This is a genomic window from Klebsiella sp. CN_Kp091 (assembly GCF_040065095.1).
Classification (GTDB): Bacteria; Pseudomonadota; Gammaproteobacteria; order Enterobacterales; family Enterobacteriaceae; genus Klebsiella; species Klebsiella aerogenes.
The window spans coordinates 673,357-692,539 of sequence record NZ_JBEAIO010000049.1 but is presented as its reverse complement, the minus strand read 5'-3'; the positions used below and the strand labels follow the sequence as shown (position 1 = coordinate 692,539).

General features: G+C 53.5%; 17 protein-coding genes. 16 read left to right on the top strand and 1 reads right to left on the bottom strand.

The genetic code is table 11. The features are described 5' to 3' along the window. Positions 1 to 9: 9 nt before the first annotated feature. From astA to ABLV17_RS23885, 6 genes are all read left to right on the top strand, one after another. Positions 10 to 1,032, top strand: coding sequence for an arginine N-succinyltransferase (gene astA, locus ABLV17_RS23910; RefSeq protein WP_308958154.1), 1,023 nt, complete (start codon positions 10 to 12; stop codon positions 1,030 to 1,032). Continuing rightward, complete coding sequence (gene astD, locus ABLV17_RS23905; RefSeq protein WP_348854727.1) at positions 1,023 to 2,489, top strand: succinylglutamate-semialdehyde dehydrogenase; 1,467 nt, start codon at positions 1,023 to 1,025, stop codon at positions 2,487 to 2,489. Before astA ends, astD begins: the two co-directional genes overlap by 10 nt. A gap of 22 nt (positions 2,490 to 2,511) precedes the next feature. Beyond that, positions 2,512 to 3,852 carry an N-succinylarginine dihydrolase gene (gene astB / locus ABLV17_RS23900; protein WP_308958140.1) on the top strand — a complete coding sequence of 447 codons (1,341 nt, stop codon included), beginning with the start codon at positions 2,512 to 2,514 and terminating at the stop codon, positions 3,850 to 3,852. A gap of 10 nt (positions 3,853 to 3,862) precedes the next feature. Next, entirely contained in the window at positions 3,863 to 4,858 is a 996-nt protein-coding gene (gene astE / locus ABLV17_RS23895; RefSeq protein WP_113373247.1) for a succinylglutamate desuccinylase, read from the top strand. Between the two features lie 10 nt (positions 4,859 to 4,868). Further along, positions 4,869 to 6,305: an amino acid permease gene (locus tag ABLV17_RS23890; RefSeq protein WP_045382631.1), complete on the top strand. Its 1,437-nt coding sequence runs from the start codon at positions 4,869 to 4,871 to the stop codon at positions 6,303 to 6,305. A gap of 110 nt (positions 6,306 to 6,415) precedes the next feature. After that, complete coding sequence (locus ABLV17_RS23885; protein ID WP_308958141.1) at positions 6,416 to 7,207, top strand: YdcF family protein; 792 nt, start codon at positions 6,416 to 6,418, stop codon at positions 7,205 to 7,207. Between the two features lie 41 nt (positions 7,208 to 7,248). Here ABLV17_RS23885 and gap read toward each other — a convergent pair whose 3' ends face one another. Then, positions 7,249 to 8,247, bottom strand: coding sequence for a type I glyceraldehyde-3-phosphate dehydrogenase (gap, locus tag ABLV17_RS23880; RefSeq protein WP_015366361.1), 999 nt, complete (start codon positions 8,245 to 8,247; stop codon positions 7,249 to 7,251). Positions 8,248 to 9,027: 780 nt separating this feature from the next. On the opposite strand from gap, the gene ABLV17_RS23875 reads away from it, so the two are divergent. From ABLV17_RS23875 to ABLV17_RS23830, 10 genes are all read left to right on the top strand, one after another. Further along, a complete protein-coding gene (locus tag ABLV17_RS23875; protein ID WP_042894619.1) occupies positions 9,028 to 9,345 on the top strand; it encodes a colicin V family bacteriocin in 318 nt (105 codons plus the stop codon). Between the two features lie 177 nt (positions 9,346 to 9,522). Then, a complete protein-coding gene (locus ABLV17_RS23870) occupies positions 9,523 to 10,221 on the top strand; it encodes a type II CAAX endopeptidase family protein (protein WP_087859490.1) in 699 nt (232 codons plus the stop codon). Between the two features lie 18 nt (positions 10,222 to 10,239). Then, positions 10,240 to 11,517: an HlyD family secretion protein gene (locus tag ABLV17_RS23865; protein WP_308958142.1), complete on the top strand. Its 1,278-nt coding sequence runs from the start codon at positions 10,240 to 10,242 to the stop codon at positions 11,515 to 11,517. After that, a complete protein-coding gene (locus ABLV17_RS23860) occupies positions 11,507 to 13,618 on the top strand; it encodes a peptidase domain-containing ABC transporter (RefSeq protein ID WP_213316182.1) in 2,112 nt (703 codons plus the stop codon). Before ABLV17_RS23865 ends, ABLV17_RS23860 begins: the two co-directional genes overlap by 11 nt. A gap of 268 nt (positions 13,619 to 13,886) precedes the next feature. Next, positions 13,887 to 14,789 (top strand): endonuclease/exonuclease/phosphatase family protein, encoded by a 903-nt coding sequence (locus tag ABLV17_RS23855; protein WP_113373251.1) that lies wholly within the window; start codon positions 13,887 to 13,889, stop codon positions 14,787 to 14,789. Positions 14,790 to 14,931: 142 nt separating this feature from the next. Then, the gene (gene cybB, locus ABLV17_RS23850) at positions 14,932 to 15,459 is read left to right on the top strand and encodes a cytochrome b561 (RefSeq protein WP_113373252.1); all 528 of its coding nucleotides are present in this window, start codon (positions 14,932 to 14,934) and stop codon (positions 15,457 to 15,459) included. Positions 15,460 to 15,744: 285 nt separating this feature from the next. Continuing rightward, positions 15,745 to 17,127 carry a 4-hydroxyphenylacetate permease gene (hpaX, locus tag ABLV17_RS23845; protein WP_348854725.1) on the top strand — a complete coding sequence of 461 codons (1,383 nt, stop codon included), beginning with the start codon at positions 15,745 to 15,747 and terminating at the stop codon, positions 17,125 to 17,127. Positions 17,128 to 17,142: 15 nt separating this feature from the next. After that, positions 17,143 to 17,616 carry a GNAT family N-acetyltransferase gene (locus ABLV17_RS23840; protein WP_113373253.1) on the top strand — a complete coding sequence of 158 codons (474 nt, stop codon included), beginning with the start codon at positions 17,143 to 17,145 and terminating at the stop codon, positions 17,614 to 17,616. 103 nt (positions 17,617 to 17,719) lie between these two features. Continuing rightward, a complete protein-coding gene (locus tag ABLV17_RS23835; RefSeq protein ID WP_015705585.1) occupies positions 17,720 to 17,995 on the top strand; it encodes a metal/formaldehyde-sensitive transcriptional repressor in 276 nt (91 codons plus the stop codon). 23 nt (positions 17,996 to 18,018) lie between these two features. After that, positions 18,019 to 19,137: an S-(hydroxymethyl)glutathione dehydrogenase/class III alcohol dehydrogenase gene (locus ABLV17_RS23830; protein WP_045393936.1), complete on the top strand. Its 1,119-nt coding sequence runs from the start codon at positions 18,019 to 18,021 to the stop codon at positions 19,135 to 19,137. Positions 19,138 to 19,183: the final 46 nt, after the last annotated feature.

The following is a 19,183-nucleotide window of genomic DNA, read 5'->3' as shown; positions in this document are numbered from 1 at the left end:
CGGCCTATGATGTTATTTCGTCCCGTACGGGAAAACGACCTCGATGATATTGTTCGCCTGGCCTCCCGGGCGGGCGTGGGAATGACATCGCTGCCGAATGATGCCGTGCGCCTTGCCGCACGGATTAAACGCAGCGTAGAAACCTTTGCCGGCAAGCTGACGCGTGGCGAACAGGGGGTTCTGTTTGTTCTGGAAGATACCGAACTGAGCCGGGTTGTCGGCGTTAGCGCCATTGAGGTCGCGGTGGGGCTCGACGAACCGTTCTACAATTTTCGTATTCAGAAGACGGTACGGGCATCCAAAGAGCTTGGGGTTTATAAGCATCAGGAATTGCTCAATTTAAGCTACGACCATACCGGTCACAGCGAACTCTGTACCCTATTTCTTGACCCGGAGTACCAGAAGAACCGCAATGGCCTGCTGCTCTCCAAAGCGCGGTTTGTCTTTATTGCCGCGTTCCGCGAGTGGTTTTCGCCGCATCTGTTTGCCGAGCTGCGCGGGCGCAGCGACGAGCAGGGTAATTCGCCGTTCTGGGATGCGTTAGGGCACCACTTTTTCGATATTCCCTTCGCCGATGCCGACCGTCTCACCGGGACGGGGATGAAAACCTTTATCGCCGAACTGATGCCGGCTTACCCGATTTACATCTCGCTGCTGCCGGATGATGCCCGCGAGGTAATAGGACAGGTTCATGCTAACACCGCGCCGGCGCGGGCTATTCTGGAAAAAGAAGGGTTTAGCTGGCGCGGGTCCGTCGACATCTTCGATGCCGGCCCGGTACTGGAAGCTGAAACCGATAATATTCGTGCCATCAGAGAGAGCTATTCGCTGCCGGCGCTGCAACTCATGACGCCGCAGGCGACGCCAACCATCGTCGCGAATGGACAGTTTGAAAACTTCCGCGCGGTACTCATTGCGCAAGAGACGCCGGGAGCGCTCGATCAGCAGGCGCTGGACGCCCTGCAGGTCAATGCCACCGACCGGGTTCACGCGGTGACACTCAACCCAGAGGAAAACAGATCATGGCGGTAAACGCACATTTTATAGCAGGTAAGTGGCAGCAGGGCGCAGGCGCGCCGTTAACTAAGCTGGCGCCGGAAGACCAGTCCGTTTTATGGCAGTCGCAAAGTGCGGGCGCAGCTGACGTGCAGGCCGCCTGCGCCGCCGCGCGCGAGGCGTTTTATGGCTGGTCGCATCGTCCATTAAGCGACCGCATTGCCGTGGTTCAACGTTTCGCGGCGCTGCTGGAAGAGAATAAAGAGGCGCTGGCGACGTTAATTTCCCGTGAAACCAGCAAGCCGCTGTGGGAAACCCGCACCGAAGTACAGGCGATGATCGGCAAGGCCGGGATTTCTATTGATGCCTACGCCGAACGTACCGGTTATCGCGAGTCCGCTCTGCCGGACGGCAAAGCGCTGCTGCGCCATAAGCCGCACGGCGTGATGGCGGTGTTTGGCCCTTACAACTTCCCGGGGCATCTGCCGAACGGCCATATTATCCCGGCGCTGATCGCCGGTAACACCGTGGTATTTAAACCGAGCGAATTGACGCCGGCGACCGCGGAACTCACCGTTCAGCTATGGCAGCAGGCCGGGATCCCGGATGGGGTGCTGAATCTGGTGCAGGGGGCGAAAGATACCGGCCAGGCGCTGCTGGAAAATCGCGATATCGACGGCGTGCTGTTTACCGGTAGCGCCGCCGCTGGCTTCCACTTCCACCGTTACCTCGGCGGTCAGCCGGAGAAAATGTTGGCGCTGGAGATGGGCGGCAATAATTCGCTGATCGTGGCCGACGTTGTCGATAGCGTTGCTGCGCTGAACGTGATTATTCAATCGGCCTTTATCTCCGCCGGGCAGCGCTGCACCTGCGCGCGTCGTTTACTGGTACCGCGCGGCGAACAGGGCGATGCGCTTGTTGAACAACTGATTGATGCCAGCCGGCAGATTCGCGCAGGTAAATGGAACGCCGAACCGCAGCCGTTTATGGGCGGGGTGATTTCGCAAACCGCCGCGCAGGGCATGCTGGCGGCGCAGGCGAAGCTGGAAGCGCTGGGCGGCAAAGTGCTGCTGCGCATGAGCCAGCCTGATCCGCGCTCAACCGTGCTGACGCCGGGAATTATCGATGTTACCGGGATCGCGGTACCGGATGAAGAGTACTTCGGCCCGCTGCTGACCGTGATTCGTTATGACCAGTTCGATGAGGCGATCGCGATCGCCAATAACACCCGCTACGGCCTGGCGGTGGGGCTGATTTCCGCCGACCCGGCGCTGTTCGACAAGCTGGCCGACGAAGCGCGCGCCGGGATTGTTAACTGGAACAAACCGCTCACCGGGGCCTCCAGCAAAGCGCCTTTCGGCGGTGTCGGCGCCTCCGGCAACCATCGCGCCTCGGCGTGGTATGCCGCCGATTATTGCGCCTGGCCGATGGCTTCTCTGGTCAGCGAAACGCTGACGCTTCCGGCGACGACGTCGCCAGGTCTGCCATTCTGATAACCGTTTTTGTGAGGACACTATGTCTGGATTTGAAGCGAATTTTGACGGCCTGGTGGGGCCAACGCACCACTACGCCGGGTTGTCGGTAGGCAACGAAGCGTCACAAAACAACCGCGACGGTTTATCTAACCCGAAGAAGGCGGCGCTGCAGGGACTTTATAAGATGAAGACCCTGGCCGATCGTGGCTTTGTACAGGGTATTCTGCCGCCGCAGCCGCGGCCAAATATGACGATGCTGCGCAGTATTGGTTTTCAGGGTAACGACGAGCAGGTTATCCAGCGTGCGGCTAAAGAGGCCCCGCAGCTATTGTCGGCCTTTAGCTCCGCTTCCTCGATGTGGACCGCCAACGCCGCCACCGTGTCGCCGTCGGCGGATAGCGCTGATGGAAAAGTGCACTTTACGGTCGCCAACCTGAACAATAAGCTGCACCGCATGCAGGAAGCGCCGATCACCTCGGCTATCCTCAGGGCCACCTTCGCCGATGAGCGTTACTTCGCGCATCACGCGGCGCTGCCGCAGCATGGCGATTTAGGTGATGAAGGGGCGGCGAACCATAACCGTTTCTGTGGGGATTATGATCGCCAGGGCGTGCAGTTTTTTGTCTATGGTAAGCGCGCCAGCGGCGGCATTGCGCCAGCTAAATACCCCGCACGCCAGACGCTGGAGGCCAGCGAAGCGGTGGCGCGTCTGCATCAGCTCGACCCGCAGTACACCGTATTCGCTCAGCAAAATCCGCAGGCTATCGACCATGGCGTATTCCACAATGATGTTATCGCCGTCAGCAACCGCCACGTGCTGTTCCATCATCAGCACGCCTTCCTGCAGCAGCGGGAGGTGCTGGCGACGCTGAAGGAGAGCAACGCCAGGCTGAATATTCCATTCACCAGCGTTGAAGTCCCTGACGAGCAGGTTAGCCTCGATGACGCGGTGGCCTCTTATCTGTTCAACAGCCAGTTACTGAGCAAAGCCGATGGCAAAATGCTGATCGTGGTGCCGGAAGAGTGCCGTCAGCGTGAAAACGTCTGGCGTTATCTCTCCGCTCTTGCCGCCGATAGCGCATCGCCTATCGATGAAGTGGCGGCATTCGATCTACGTGAAAGCATGCGCAACGGCGGCGGCCCGGCCTGTTTACGTCTGCGGGTGGTGCTTAATGACGCTGAGCGCGCGGCGGTCAACGCTCACAGCCTGATGAATGACGAACGCTACCAGCAACTGACCGCGTGGGTTGAAAAGCATTATCGCGATCGCCTGCATGCCAGCGACCTCGCCGACCCGCAGCTGCTGCGCGAGGTTTATCAGGCGCTGGACGAGCTGACGCAGATTTTACATCTGGGCGCGATTTATGACTTCCAGCGATAAGGGGCCGGGAATGGAACAAAACGTCAACGATTTACTGCATTGTAAACTGCAGACATGGACCTTTCCGCCGACTATCGAAGCCAGTTGGTTAGGCGATGGCATTCTGCAACTGCTGCCAAAAACGTCATGGCGACAGGCGACGGTGCTTTCTGCCGGGGTGCACGGTAACGAAACCGCGCCGATTGAAATGTTGCTGCAGATCCTGCAGGGATTAAGCCTGGGCGAGCAGCCGCTGACCCACGCGCTACTAGTGGTGTTCGGCAATCTGCCCGCCATTCGCGCCGGCCGTCGTTATCTGCATAACGATCTCAACCGGCTGTTTGGCGGCCGCCATCTGGCGGCGATGCCCGGGAACGAGTCGCGTCGCGCTTTTGAACTGGAGATGGCCGTACAGGCCTTCTTCCGTAGCGCCGATGTCCACGGCAAGGTGTCGCGCACGCACCTCGATCTGCATACCGCTATTCGCGGGTCGAAATATCGGCAGTTTGCGCTGCTGCCCGCTCATGATGGCGACTACAGCGCAGATTTTTATCAGCTGTTGCAGGCCAGCGGTATGGATGCCATCGTGCGTCATACCGAACCGGGCGGCACCTTTACCCACTTCACCAGCGAGAAGTTCGGCGCGCAAAGCGCCACGCTGGAACTGGGGAAGGTGATGCCATTCGGTGAAAATGATCTGCGCTTGTTTGCCGCCACCGAACTGGCTATCGGCGCGCTGATCGCCGACGGCATCATGCCGCCGCGTAGCAAAGCGCCGGTCGAATACTTTGTGGTGCAGCAGAGCATCATCAAGGGCGAGAACGGTTTTACCCTGAATCTCGACCCGAAAATCGAAAACTTTACCGCGCTGCCGGCAGGCTATGAAATCGCCCGTCAGGCACAGAAAACCTGGGTGGTCAATGCCGACGCCCCCTACATCCTGTTTCCGAATGCGGGCGTCGCCGCCGGTCAACGCGCCGGGCTGCTGCTGACCGCTACCGCGCCAAGCCTTTCCATGCCTGCTTGAAGGAATCAACATGACTGAACATCAACGTGAGGGGCAGGTTCATCCTGCCGCCGACGGGGAGTGCCCGTCGCAGCTCAAACGCGGCCTTGGCGCCCGGCACATTCAGATGATTGCGCTGGGCGGCGCTATCGGCACCGGACTGTTTATGGGGGCGGGCAGAAACATCGCCGTCGCCGGAACGTCCATTCTGCTTATCTATCTACTGGTAGGTTTCTTTACCTATATGGTGATGCGGGCGATGGGGGAGCTGTTGCTGACCCGCCTGGATTACCGTTCGTTTGCGGATTTCGTCGGCGACTATCTTGGCCCGCAGGCCAGTTTCTATCTGGGCTGGACCTACTGGCTTAGCTGGGTGGTGACCTGTATCGCCGACGTGGTGGTTTGCGGCAGCTATATGCAGTACTGGTTTCCGGAGATGTCGGCATGGATGCCCGCGTTGAGTACGCTTGGGATCCTGTTCTTGTTTAATTTGTTGTCGGTAAAAATGTTCGGCGAGGCCGAATTCTGGTTTGCGCTGATTAAGGTCATCACCATTATCGCGCTGATTTTAACCGGCGCGTGGATGATTGCTATTGGCTGGACTTCGCCGGATGGCGTGAAGGCTTCGTTAGGTCATATTACCGACCCGACGGCCTTTATGCCCCACGGCGTGACCGGTTTCTTCGCCGGTTTCCAGATAGCGATTTTCTCCTTCACCGGTATTGAGCTGCTCGGCACCATGACGGCGGAAACGCGCGATCCTGAGCGCATCTTGCCGAAGGCGATTAACGCGCTGCCGCTGCGCATCATTATTTTCTATCTGCTGTCGATGGTGGTCATTATTGCCGTGGCTTCATGGCCTGGCGTCTCACCGGATGCCAGTCCGTTCGTGACCCTGTTCGCCAAGGCCGGGCTACCTGCCGCCGCCGCGGTAATTAACTTTGTCGCCTTGACGTCGGCCATGTCGTCGGCGAACAGCGGCGTTTATTCCAGTACCCGCATGCTGTACGGTCTGTCGGTGGAAAAACATGCGCACTGGCAGTTCCGTATACTCTCACGTAATACCCGCATTCCGGTACGTAGCCTGCTGTTCTCCTGCTTCTGCATGCTAAGCGGTACGTTACTGCTGTTCCTGGTGCCAAACGTGATGACGTTGTTCACCATCGTTTCAACGCTGGCGGCGATCATGGTGGTTTTCAGCTGGGGTATGATCCTCGTGGCGTACCTGGTGTATCGCCATAAACGCCCGGACCTGCACGCGCGGTCGAAATTCAAAATGCCGGCGGGAGTGGTTATGTGCTGGCTGAGCCTGCTGTTTTTCGCCTTCTCAATCTTCATTATGATTTTCGACCCGGATACGCTGCTGGCGCTGATGGCCTCGCCGCTGTGGTTTATTGCGCTATGGTGCTTCTGGAAAGTGAAACAGAAGCGCGAAGGGCAACTGGCATTGGATAACGCCAGCGCCTGATGATACCCGGCAGCTGAAGCGTGGCTGCCGGATTTTCCTTTTCGCCGTAGCGCGGTTTATGATGTCGCCCGACACTTCATTGTTGGATCAGGACAGAAGAAGGAAAGGGTATGACAGAGCATTTCCCGGCGCTTTCACACGACACGTTAGCGGCGGCCAATCTCATCGGCGACTGGTTGGCGCAGGATGATTTGCCGCAGAATGCGCAGCCGCAGATTGCGGTGTTGGCCGGTAACGCGGTGATCCCGACCATTGACGCCGCCTGTCGGCTCGCGGCACAGAGGCAGATTCCACTATTGATAAGCGGCGGTATTGGTCATTCGACGACCTTTCTTTACGACGCCGTACGAAAGCATCCGCACTATCAGGCGCTGCAGGTAGAGGGGCGTCCGGAATCGCATATCCTGGCGGACATCGCCGAACAATTCTGGCAAATTCCGCGCGATCGCATCGTGGTGGAGGACCGTTCAACCAACTGCGGCGAAAACGCGTGGTTTACCCGCCGGTTACTGGAAGAACGTGGGCTGGATCATACCTCTGGCGTGGTGATTCAGGATCCGACCATGCAGCGTCGGACGATGGCGACCTTTGCCCGCGTCTGGCAGGAGGCACCGGCGCAGCCGCAGTGGTGGAGCTATCCCGGTTGTTCGCCGCGGCTTGAAAACAGCGCTGCTGGCCTGAGATTCAACGGAGACGATAGTGGATTGTGGCCAGTGGGGCGTTATCTGGCGCTGCTGCTTGGCGAGCTGCCGCGTCTGCTGGATAACGCGCAGGGTTATGGCCCCAACGGTAAAGGGTTTATTACCCACGTCGATTTCCCACGCGATGTTAGCGCGGCGTGGCAATGCTTGCGTGAAGATACGCTATTGAGCGAGGCGCTGAACGCCAGAACGCTGGGGTAGGGAGCAAGGCGGATAGCCGCAGCTATCCGCTGGTTCTGAGTTTACTTCGCGAATTTATCCAGTACGCGGACAAGCTGGGTAACAAAGCCGTACTCGTTATCGTACCAGGCCACGGTTTTCACAAGCTGTACGCCGCCGGCCTCCATGATCTCCAGTTGAGTCGCATCATAGATTGAGCCGAAATGGCTGCCGATAATGTCGGAGGAGACAATTTCTTCTTCGGTGTAGCCGAAAGATTCATTGTTCGCCGCCGCATTTTTCATGGCCTGATTAACCTCTTCAGCGGTGACTTTCTTCGCCAATACGGAAACCAGTTCCGTCACTGAGCCGGTTTTAGTCGGCACGCGCTGGGCGTGACCTTTCAGTTTCCCGCTAAGTTCCGGGATCACCAGACCAATGGCTTTTGCCGCGCCGGTGGTGTGCGGAATAATGTTTTCCGCTGCCGCTCGCGAGGCGCGCAGGTCTTTGCCACGCGGCCCGTCAACCAGCGATTGCGTACCGGTATAAGCGTGAATAGTGGTCATGGTGCCCACGGTAATGCCGAAAGCATCGTTGAGCACTTTAGCCATTGGCGCCAGACAGTTGGTGGTGCAGGATGCAACCGAAATGATGGTATCATCCGGGCTCATGGTGTCGTCGTTGACGTGATAAACGATGGTTTTCATCTCGCCGGCAGGGGCGGAAATCAGCACTTTCTTCGCGCCGGCGGTCAGATGCGCCTGCGATTTTTCCGCCGAGGTATAGAAGCCGGTGCATTCAACAATCACCTCTGCGCCTGCGGCTTTCCACGGAATATGCTGGGCCTCTTTCTCTGCGTAAACGGTAATTTTTTTTCCATTAACGATCAGCGCATCTTCTGTAAAATCAACGCTCCATGGGAAAGGACCGTAGTTAGAGTCATGTTTAAGCAGGTAGGCTAAGACTTTCGGTGAGGTGAGATCGTTGATGGCCACGACCTCCAGCGGGCTATTTACTTCTAACAGGCGGCGAAGTACTAAACGTCCTATACGACCAAATCCATTAATCCCAAGTTTGCTCATGGATATTCTCCTGGTGGTGAAGTTGATACGTTAAAACTTCTTCAGGCAGAGCGGGAAGAGTAAATCCTACCTTTCAGTGGCTTAGCAGTTCACCTGAGGTGTTTCTATTGCTAAGTTACCTGCCTGAAGCGTCTTCAGTAACTGTCACGTGGAGCCAGATGGTGCGAAGGAAGTATAACGCCGGGTCGGAGGTGGTTCCAATGTTCTTACCGCGACAGTACAACAAAAAGAGTGCCTACCATTGTTCGCTATTTCATGCGGCGTTGAGTGGTAAATATGATCTACATCACAATAACAGAAATTAGAAAAAGCGCAGAAGGATATAGCTACATCGAGGCTGTATTGATAACTATAGCGGTGGTTCAGCACAATATCGATAATGAGAATGAATATCATTCATTGACATCTGGTCATATTAATGTAACCTTGCATTAGGAATAATACAGGGATGAATAGAAAATGGATTGCGGCCTGAGGAATAATTATCAACCCATAGCTTAAAAATTTAAAAATCATGCCGAAATTCCATCCTGCTGGCATGAAATGCGGGAAGGAAAATCTGCAGGGTAAATCATAATGCGGGTGTTTAAAGATATTATCCTTGCCGGGAGCATTCTCTTTTCTATCTTATATTCTGTTTTCTCGTTGTGCGATGTTTTGTTGATGATGCAGATATTTTATCGGCACCCAGAGCACTGCTGCCTGTGTTTGCCGTTGGATGTATATATTTTCTGAGCAATGCTTATTTTTGGCTATTGAATTACATAAGGAATATGAAAGATGAAAGAGCTGACAAATAAACAGTTGGGTATGGTCTCCGGTGCAGGGGGGGATATTGGGCGGGAAATTGCTCAGGGAATCGGCGCTGGAGCTGGCACATTTGTAGGCGGAACTCCTGGTGCCATAACCGGTGGGATCGCAGGGGGACAGGTTTATGACTGGGCTGCAACAAAAACACCGGACCCAGCGATGTCCCCATCTGGTTTGGGCGGAACGCTCAAACAAAAACCAGCTAACCTTCCATCCGAAGCGTGGAATGCAGCAGCAGGCAGAGAATGCTACTGGAGTCCGAATAACCTCAATGATATTTGTTACTGACAGATGCTGATTGGCGTACGTGTATAAACCAGTCTAAAAGCGAATAAGGATAGCTGTTAGCGTATGGAAGAGCATGTTATCAGCTCTTCCATCTCTTAACCTTTAAAACTAGCCATAATTAAAGTTTGTCAGTCGAGTGGGAGTCGTCCACGCCTTTTGGCGCCGATGGAATAAAAAATGAACGTTGACGGATATAACCGCGAGTACAATATTGCAAGAAACAAAGCCGTAACCGGCTGTTTTGCCATGTTTGCGCTATTTTTTGGCATCACATGTTTGCCACTTTTTTTCGAGGGCAGCAAAGACCTTATGATAACGGGATATCTCTATCCACTACTTTTCGGACTGGAGTTTCTGGCAATTGCCCCCCTTTATTATCTCTATTTCTACAAACGCGAGGGCATGGGGAGAGGGAATTTTCGTTTCGGCATTTTTATTATACTTTTCCTGTGTATTCTGTTGATCCAATTTCTGTTGCCTTTTGTCACTGCAGGCTATCAGACTGAAAACTGGTCAGCTTCACAGATGCGACTGGATGGGCATGTATTCTGGCTAAATGCCATTGTGATGATTCTATTGGTTCCTGTTTATGAAGAGATGGTCTTCCGCGGCTGTCTTTTCAGTGTGTTTAAATACTGGCTCGGTAATAACAATTATGCGGCGGCTGTCGCTGTGTCTGTTGTATTTTCAGCCTGTCATTTACAGTACATAGACTGGCGATCGTTCCTGATATTATTTCTGGTTTCGCTGATGCTGGTTATCGGGAGAATAAAAACCGGCGGAATACTGATGCCAATTATTCTTCATGCGCTGATGAACGCGGTCGTAATTGGTATTCAGTATGTGTCATTCCTCCAGTATTCCGGAGAGGCTTAGCCATAGCGGGAATGAAATATGTTTCGTAAGGAAGCGCTCGAAAACAGGGATAAAACATGGTGTGGCAAAGCAGTATTACTACCGGGACTCTCCTCTCGGCTGGTTATAATTACCAGCGCGCTTTTTTTCGTCTGCTTCATTGTTTTAATTAGCACCGGCACTTATACACGACGTATTAGCGTGCAAGGTGAAGTTACCACCTGGCCGAGACCGGTTAATGTCTATTCCGGTGTCCAGGGATTTGTCGCGACACAGTTCGTCCGGGAAGGGGACCCTGTAAAAAAGGGTGATCCTGTTTATCAAATTGATGTCAGTAAAAGTACACGTAGAGGCGTGGTCAATGAGACTCAACGACAGGATATCGAAAACCAATTGAAGCGCATCGCCGAGATTATCACTCGCCTTAGAGAGAGTAAGGAAACCACTTTGCGGATGCTTGAGCAACAGAAAATACAGTATAGCGCCTCTTTTGAACGCTCGGCAGGCATTGTCAGGCGCGCTGAGGAGGGAATAAAATTAATGAAAAATAACATGGATAATTACCGACGGTACCAGCAGCAGGGGTTGATTAATAAAGACCAGTTAACCAGTCTGGTGGCCTTGTACTACCAGCAGCATAATAGTTTGCTCAGCCTGAGCGCGCAGCATGAACAAAATGCTCTACAGTTAACCAATCTGGAAAGTCAAATTCAGACGCAGGCGGCGGAATTTGACAACCGGGTTTATCAGATGGAACTGCAGCGTTATGAGCTACAGAAAGAGCGGATTAATACTGATGCGGGAGGCGATATTATCATTCGTGCCTCATCAGACGGCAAAATTGATTCATTAAGCGTCACCCCAGGTCAGATGGTCAGCGAAGGCGACAGTCTGCTGCAGATAATTCCAGAAAAAATACAACGCTATTATTTGGTTCTTTGGGTACCCAATGAAGCCGTTCCATATATTTCAGTCGGTGATAGGGTGAATATACGCTACGAAGCCTTTCCGGCTGAAAAATTTGGTCAGTTCTCGGCAAAAGTCACACTCATTTCCCGGACGCCAGCCTCCCACCGCGAAATGCAGACCTATACGACCGCCCCGATTAACTCTGCGGCAGGTGCGGCTGCTTACTACAAAGTTGTGATTAGTCCAGAAAAGCAGGCTGTCAGCTACGCCGGCAAGCGTCTGCCTCTGGAAAATGGCATGAAGGCACAGAGCACGTTATTTCTGGAAAAACGTAAAATCTATCAGTGGATGCTCTCGCCATTCTACGATATGAAGCGCAGTGTTACGGGGCCGATTCATGAACCGTAACCACTTCATATCATCCATCGAGGAGAAATTGGATCTGAAATTTCGGCGGCGAGTCCCGGTCGTTCATCAGACAGAAACGTCAGAATGTGGACTGGCCTGTCTGGCGATGATATGCGGACATTATGGTCGTAATATCGACCTGATCGCCCTACGTCGCCAAATAAATCTGTCTGCCCGTGGAGCCTCGCTTGCCAGTGTTCAGCAAACCGGGATTGAGTTAGGGATGGAAAGCCGGGCATTGTCACTGGATCTCCATGAACTTAATGCTCTCAGAATGCCCTGTATCCTGCACTGGAATTTTAATCATTTCGTGGTGCTCGTCAGCGTACGTAAGAATCGCTTCGTGCTTCATGATCCAGCCAGGGGGCGAAGAACTGTCGGGACCGATGAAATGTCACAGTGCTTCACCGGAGTGGCGCTGGAGGTCTGGCCCGGCAGTACATTTGTGCAGGAAACGATAAAAAGCCGAATCGGAATACGGGCGTTAATCAGCAGCGTGCAGGGTATCCGGGGCGTACTGAGCAAAATTTTCTGTCTGTCGCTGATTATTGAAGCTATCGGCCTGGTGATGCCTGTCGGTACCCAATTGGTAATGGATCATGCTATTCCTGCGAATGACCGGGGACTGCTCATGCTTATCTGTGGAGTCCTGATGTTTTTTATTTTGGGGCGTACTTTGGTTAGCGTGATCCGCGCATGGTCATCCCTTGCGATGGAGTCATTGATAAATGTGCAATGGCAGTCGGGGCTATTCCGTCATCTGCTTCAGTTGCCGTTGACCTATTTTGAGCGACGAAAGATGGGCGATATTCACTCCCGCTTCAGCTCGTTGGATGCGCTTCGCGCCACGTTTACAACCAGTGTGGTGGGGGCAATGATGGACAGCATCATGGTTGCCGGTCTCTTGTTGATGCTTATCCTGTACGGTGGAAAATTGACGGTTTTTGTACTGGGCTTTACAGCGGTATATGTCTTCATTCGTATATTGACCTATAGCCGGTACCGCCAGCTGTCGGAAGAAGCGTTAATCGCCGGAGCCCGTGCTGGTTCATATTTTATGGAAACACTCTACGGAATAGCTACGGTTAAAATGCAGGGAATGGCAGAACGGCGTGGGAGCCACTGGCTGAACCTGAAGATTGATGCCATCAATACCGGTATCAGACTCAGCCGTCTTGATATGTTCTTCGGCGGCATTAACACGTTTGTGGCGACGTGCGATCAGGTGACTATTCTGTGGCTGGGCATCAGTCTGGTTATGGAGAACCAAATGACCATCGGCATGTTTGTGGCATTTGGCGCATTCCGCGCACAGTTTTCTGACCGGGTAGGATCGCTGGTCAACTTCTTATTACAGCTGCGTATGATGAGCCTGCATAACGAAAGGATTTCGGATATCGCGTTGAATGAAAAGGAAGAAAGAAAACCAGATTCAGGATTAAAGGCAACCATGTCTCCGGCCAGCCTGGAGATTAAAGCGCTAAGCTTCCGTTACGACAGCCAGTCAGCACCCGTCTTTAGCGGCCTCAGTTTCAAGATTCGAGCAGGCGAGAGTGTGGCCATTACCGGGCCCTCTGGTTCGGGGAAAACCACGCTGCTTAAAGTACTGTGCGGCTTGTCTGAACCGATATCAGGGGCTGTCTTAATGAATGGTACGGATATCAGGCAACTGGGTATAAATAACTATCATCGCTTGATCGCCTGCGTGATGCAGGATGACCGGCTGTTTTCTGGCTCTATTCGGGAGAATATCTGCGGATTCACTGAAAATGTTGATGATGCCTGGATGAGAGAATGTGCCCGGACAAGCAGCATTCATGACGTGATATTGGCTCTGCCAATGGGGTATGAGACGTTAATCGGAGAACTGGGGGAGGGGCTATCTGGGGGACAGAGACAGAGGATTTTTATTGCCCGGGCGCTTTACCGCCGTCCGGATATATTATTCATGGATGAAGCCACCAGCGCACTGGACGCAGAGTGTGAAAAAGACGTCAGTCTGGCAATGAAAAAGTTGAATATAACCCGAATAATTATTGCTCACCGTGAAACGACCCTGCAAACCGCGGACAGAATCATCACCCTCGGCGAATCCGATTAACAGCCAATATCCTACTCTATTGCGGGCATTTGGTTCGCTATGTGGTTGAATAATGAACACAAGGCGGGATGGCTGGAGTGACGGGGCCTGTAGCGAGTTATCCACAAACTATGCGATCTGATACCGACTCGTTTTGTGGATAACCTCAAATCTTTCGGGATACTTAATTCACTCTGCGTTATAAGTTTGCGCTATACATCACGATAATCAATGTCTTCACTCGGTACCCTTAATATAAGAATACTTAAACAAGGGGAATAGCATACCAATGAAAAAGAGCATTGCACTGACTATGGTGGCGCTGGCTTGTCTGGCGGCCAACGTCCAGGCAGCTGAGAAACTTGCTGGTAATGAAATACTTGCGGTACAAAAAGGCGGGGTGCCGGATAAAGTCTATACCCAGCATCAGCCGAAACTACGTATAGCAACCTATAATATTGGCAAGAATGAAGCTTCTGATAATGTGGCCGATTTTACGGCACTTAATTCAGCGATTAAAAAAATTAACGCCGATATTATCGCCGTTCCGGAAGTCGATAACAAAACCCAGCGCAGCCAGAAAATCGATCAGCTTAAGACGATTGCCGATGCCAACAATATGCATTATGCCTTTGGTAAAGCGCTTGATTTTGACGGCGGAGAGTACGGGCTGGGGCTGCTGTCAAAATACAAAATCCTGCATTCTCAGGTGGTGAAGCTGCCGTCAGGCAATGCGGAACAGCGCGTGGCGCTACTGGCGCAGGTTGATGTACCGGGTTTTGATTCCGCGCCGATTATTATGGTGACCCATCTCGACTGGCAAAAAGATCCCTCCATGCGTACAGAGCAGGCTCGTTATCTTCTCGATTTGAGTATTGGCGATGCGGCGTCTGATTTTAAAGATATCGCTTCTTCAATTAAGATCCTGGCCGGCGATTTCAATTCAACCCGTGAAGAACAGCCGGTGAAAGAGATCGGTTATTTCTTTAACGAAGTGTCGAAGCAGGGGACGGATACGCGTAGCTGGCCTGCCGTTAACCCGGCTATTGATATCGACCATATTTTCACCTTCAAAGGGCAAAAGTGGGATGTGAAGAAGCTGGAGATTCCGCATAACTCGACGGAATTTAACTGGTCAGCGGCCAGTGACCATCTGCCGGTCATTGCTGAACTGCAACTCACCGAGCAGTAACATCGCCCAGGGCTCTTTGCAAAAGAGCCCTGATGCTATTCAATTCGCGCTAACGCTGTTTTTTAAGCCTCGGTAAAGGTTAATGAAAATTTAAGGGAAGGCGGTTATGTTAACAACATCACACTTCCAATAAGGTTTATTCATGCGCGATAAATATTCTGGCCTGCAGATAGGAATTCACTGGCTGGTCTTTTTACTGGTTGTCGTCGCCTACGCGGCGATGGAACTGCGCGGTTTTTTCCCGCGCAGCGACCGTCCGGTGATAAACATGATCCATGTCTCCTGCGGCATTTCCATTTTTGTGTTGATGATTGCACGACTGCTGGTGCGCCTGAAGTCTCCGGCGCCGCCGATTGTTCCTAAACCCTCGCCGATGATGACCGGTTTCGCCCATCTTGGCCATCTGGTGATATATCTGCTGTTTATCGCGCTACCGTCGATTGGCATGGCAATGATGTATTACCGCGGTAACCCGTGGTTTGCTTTCGGTCTGACGATGCCCTTTGCGGCGCAAAGCAACTTCGCTTTGGTCGACAGCCTTAAGGGGCTGCACGGCTTACTTGCCAATATCGGCTATTTCGTGATTGGCCTGCACGCGCTGGCGGCGCTGCTGCATCACTATTTATGGAAAGATAATACGCTGCTGCGCATGATGCCGCGCAAGCGTTGAGTACTACGCCTGACATGCCTGAACCCGCCAACCGGCGGGTTTTTTGTTTCCGTTAACTCGCCAATAAATGATTCGTGAAATGTTACTTATGCTGCAAATTTGTATCGAGTATGTAAATAAAAATGTCTAAACGAAACGAAAGGTTCTATAAGAATCTCAGTGCGGTGGATTGAATCCAGCCGGGAGGTCGTCGAAACGACACCCAGGCACGTTCAGCGGTATCCGCAGCGTCATTGGCTAAAACGCCTGCATTTTCAATACCGATGAGCAAAAGGAAAACCTGACATGACCGATAATATACCGGCCACTTCCCCTCCTGTCGCCGATGCGGGGGGCGCTGAACGCTTGAGCCCGCGCGAACAGGTGGTTATCAATAAATTGTTCCGTCGCTTAATTCCTTTTCTGTTTCTGCTTTTTATCTTTTCATTTCTTGATCGTATCAATATCGGCTTTGCCGGGCTCAACATGAGCCAGGATTTGGGACTGAGTAGCACCATGTTCGGCCTCGCGACGACGTTGTTCTACGCGATGTATGTCATCTTCGGTATTCCCAGTAACATCATGCTGGGGATCGTTGGCGCCCGCCGCTGGATCGCCAGCATTATGGTGGTTTGGGGGATAGCATCGACCGCGACCATGTTCGCGACCGGGCCAAATAGCCTGTATCTGCTGCGCATGCTGGTGGGGATTGCCGAAGCCGGCTTTCTTCCGGGGCTTCTGCTCTACTTAACCTACTGGTTCCCGGCGTACTACCGAGCGCGTGCTAATGCGCTGTTTATGATTGCCATGCCGGTGACGATGGCGCTGGGGTCGCTGGTCTCCGGCTATATTCTCAGTATGGATGGCATGCTGGCGCTTAAAGGCTGGCAGTGGCTGTTCCTGCTGGAAGGATTTCCATCGGTGCTGCTGGGGGCGGTAGTCTGGTTCTATCTTGACGACAGTCCGCAAAAGGCCAAATGGCTCACCGATGAGGACAAACGTTGCCTTGGCGAAATGATGGAGAAGGACAAACTACGACTGGTACAACCGAACGGTAGCGCCAGCCTGAGCGCGCTGCAGCAGGGGAAAGGCAGCCTCTGGCGCGACGTCTTCACCCCGGTGGTGTTGATGTATACGCTGGCCTATTTCTTTCTCTGTAATACCTTAAGCGCGCTCAGCGTCTGGACGCCGCTGATCCTCAAGAGCTTTAATCAGGGCAGCAGCAATATCGCCATCGGTTTGCTTAGCGCCGTACCACATATCTGTACCATTGTGGCGATGATTTGGTGGAGTAAACGTTCTGACCGCTTACAGGAACGTAAGCTGCACACGTTATTGCCCTATCTGTTTGCCGCCGCGGGCTGGATGCTGGCGGCGCACGGGGCAAATAGCGTGATGCAACTGTTGGGGGTAATTATGGCCTCGGCAGGAGCCTATGCGGCGATGGTGATTTTCTGGACCACGCCAGATCAGTCCATCAGCCTGCGCTCACGAGCGATCGGCATTGCGGTGATTAACGCGACGGGTAATATGGGATCGGCCATGAGTCCGCTATTATTCGGCTGGCTGAAGGATTTAACCGGCAGCTTTAACGCCGGATTTTACCTCGTTGCCGGGTTCCTGGTTTTGGGGGCGCTGGTGGTATCGCGCATCCCAATGAAGGCCAGCCGTCCGCGAGCGACGCCATAAAAAACAGGAGTAGCGATGAGAGTGAGACGCGCGGTACCCGATGAAGCCCCTGCGTTGTGGAATATCCGTAATCAGGCGATTCGCCATGGCTGTCGTCAAAGCTATGGCGCTGAAGTGATTCACGCCTGGACGCCGGAACAGATGCCCGAGGGGTATCGTCACGCCGTTGCCGATAATCCGTTTTATATCGTGGAAAATACGCTGGGCCAACCTATCGCGACCGGCTATCTCGATATTGAGTCCTTAAGCGTGGAAGCGATCTTTACGCTGCCGGAGTGGAGCGGGCAGGGATGCGCGGATTTGATCATGGCGGCGGTTATTGCCGAAGCTCGCCGACGGGGGCTCGAAACCATTACGCTTGAGGCGACCCCCAATGCGGCGGGCTTTTATCTACGCCATGGCTTTGTTTCACAGGGCGAAAAGAGCCATTATTCGAAAATGGCCAACGCCGAGCTACGCTGTATAGCCATGAGCCTCACTCTCGATTAAGGTAAACCTGCGCCGCTATGCTATGGTTGTTAGCGGCGTTTCAATTTGCCACTTTAACTAAATAAATATAGTATACCCCCCTATATGATATGGAGGGCATCTCGTGCCACATTCACCAGAAGACAAGAAGCGTGCGCTTAGCCGCGTACGCCGTATTCGCGGGCAGGTTGAAGCGCTGGAACGCGCGCTGGAGTCCGGCGAACCCTGCATGACTATCCTGCAACAGATTGCCTCCATTCGCGGCGCCGCCAACGGTTTGATGGGCGAGCTGGTGGAGATGCATCTGCAGGATGAACTGGTTAGCGGCGATACCACCCCGGACCAACGCGCCGCCCGCATGGCGGAAGTCGGTCACCTGCTACGATCCTATTTAAAATAAAATCACGACGAGGAATGGACAGTATGAAATCACGTGCAGCAGTTGCCTTTGGCCCCGGTCAGCCGTTAAAAATCGTGGAGATTGACGTCGCGCCGCCAAAGAAAGGCGAAGTTCTGGTAAAAATCACCCACACCGGCGTTTGCCACACCGATGCTTTTACTCTCTCTGGCGACGATCCGGAAGGCGTGTTCCCGGCGGTGTTGGGCCATGAAGGCGGCGGTATCGTCGTTGAAGTCGGCGAGGGCGTGACCAGCCTGAAACCTGGCGATCACGTTATTCCGCTGTATACCGCCGAGTGCGGCGAATGCAAATTCTGCAAGTCTGGCAAAACTAACCTCTGCCAGGCGGTTCGCGCCACGCAGGGGAAAGGTCTGATGCCGGATGGCACCACGCGATTCTCCTATAACGGCGAGCCGATTTATCACTATATGGGCACCAGCACCTTCAGCGAATACACCGTTTGCGCCGAGATTTCTCTGGCAAAAGTTAACCCGCAGGCGCCGCTGGAAAAAGTGTGTCTGTTGGGCTGCGGCGTCACCACCGGTATCGGCGCGGTACATAATACCGCGAAGGTGAAAGAGGGAGACAGCGTCGCGGTGTTCGGGCTGGGCGGTATTGGCCTGGCGGTGATTCAGGGCGCGGTGCAGGCGAAAGCCGGACGCATTTTGGCGGTCGACACTAATCCGGATAAATTTACCCTCGCCAAAGAGATGGGCGCCACCGACTTTATCAACCCGAACGACTACGATAAACCGATTCAGGACGTGATTGTCGAGCTAACCGATGGCGGCGTTGATTTCAGTTTTGAATGTATCGGTAACGTCAACGTCATGCGCGCGGCGCTGGAGTGCTGCCATAAAGGTTGGGGTGAGAGCGTCATCATCGGTGTCGCGGGCGCCGGTCAGGAAATCAAGACCCGTCCGTTCCAGTTAGTCACCGGCCGGGTATGGCGCGGATCCGCCTTCGGCGGGGTGAAAGGGCGTAGCCAGCTACCAGGAATGGTTGAAGACGCGATGGCGGGTAAGATTCGCCTCGATCCGTTTATCACCCACCGGTTGCCGCTCGACCAGATCAACGAAGCCTTCGATCTGATGCATGAAGGTAAATCGATTCGTACGGTTATTCACTTCGGTGATAACTAAGTATTGCTGATAGCGAAACCCGGGCCATCTATCGCCCGGGTTGACT

Excerpts from the sequence above, each read along its gene's own strand:
- astA (WP_308958154.1), top strand. The coding sequence starts at position 10 with ATGTTATTTCGTCCCGTACGGGAAAACGACCTCGATGATATTGTTCGC.
- astD (WP_348854727.1), top strand. The coding sequence starts at position 1,023 with ATGGCGGTAAACGCACATTTTATAGCAGGTAAGTGGCAGCAGGGCGCA.
- astB (WP_308958140.1), top strand. The coding sequence starts at position 2,512 with ATGTCTGGATTTGAAGCGAATTTTGACGGCCTGGTGGGGCCAACGCAC.
- astE (WP_113373247.1), top strand. The coding sequence starts at position 3,863 with ATGGAACAAAACGTCAACGATTTACTGCATTGTAAACTGCAGACATGG.
- ABLV17_RS23890 (WP_045382631.1), top strand. The coding sequence starts at position 4,869 with ATGACTGAACATCAACGTGAGGGGCAGGTTCATCCTGCCGCCGACGGG.
- ABLV17_RS23885 (WP_308958141.1), top strand. The coding sequence starts at position 6,416 with ATGACAGAGCATTTCCCGGCGCTTTCACACGACACGTTAGCGGCGGCC.
- gap (WP_015366361.1), bottom strand. The coding sequence starts at position 8,247 with ATGAGCAAACTTGGGATTAATGGATTTGGTCGTATAGGACGTTTAGTA.
- ABLV17_RS23875 (WP_042894619.1), top strand. The coding sequence starts at position 9,028 with ATGAAAGAGCTGACAAATAAACAGTTGGGTATGGTCTCCGGTGCAGGG.
- ABLV17_RS23870 (WP_087859490.1), top strand. The coding sequence starts at position 9,523 with ATGAACGTTGACGGATATAACCGCGAGTACAATATTGCAAGAAACAAA.
- ABLV17_RS23865 (WP_308958142.1), top strand. The coding sequence starts at position 10,240 with ATGTTTCGTAAGGAAGCGCTCGAAAACAGGGATAAAACATGGTGTGGC.
- ABLV17_RS23860 (WP_213316182.1), top strand. The coding sequence starts at position 11,507 with ATGAACCGTAACCACTTCATATCATCCATCGAGGAGAAATTGGATCTG.
- ABLV17_RS23855 (WP_113373251.1), top strand. The coding sequence starts at position 13,887 with ATGAAAAAGAGCATTGCACTGACTATGGTGGCGCTGGCTTGTCTGGCG.
- cybB (WP_113373252.1), top strand. The coding sequence starts at position 14,932 with ATGCGCGATAAATATTCTGGCCTGCAGATAGGAATTCACTGGCTGGTC.
- hpaX (WP_348854725.1), top strand. The coding sequence starts at position 15,745 with ATGACCGATAATATACCGGCCACTTCCCCTCCTGTCGCCGATGCGGGG.
- ABLV17_RS23840 (WP_113373253.1), top strand. The coding sequence starts at position 17,143 with ATGAGAGTGAGACGCGCGGTACCCGATGAAGCCCCTGCGTTGTGGAAT.
- ABLV17_RS23830 (WP_045393936.1), top strand. The coding sequence starts at position 18,019 with ATGAAATCACGTGCAGCAGTTGCCTTTGGCCCCGGTCAGCCGTTAAAA.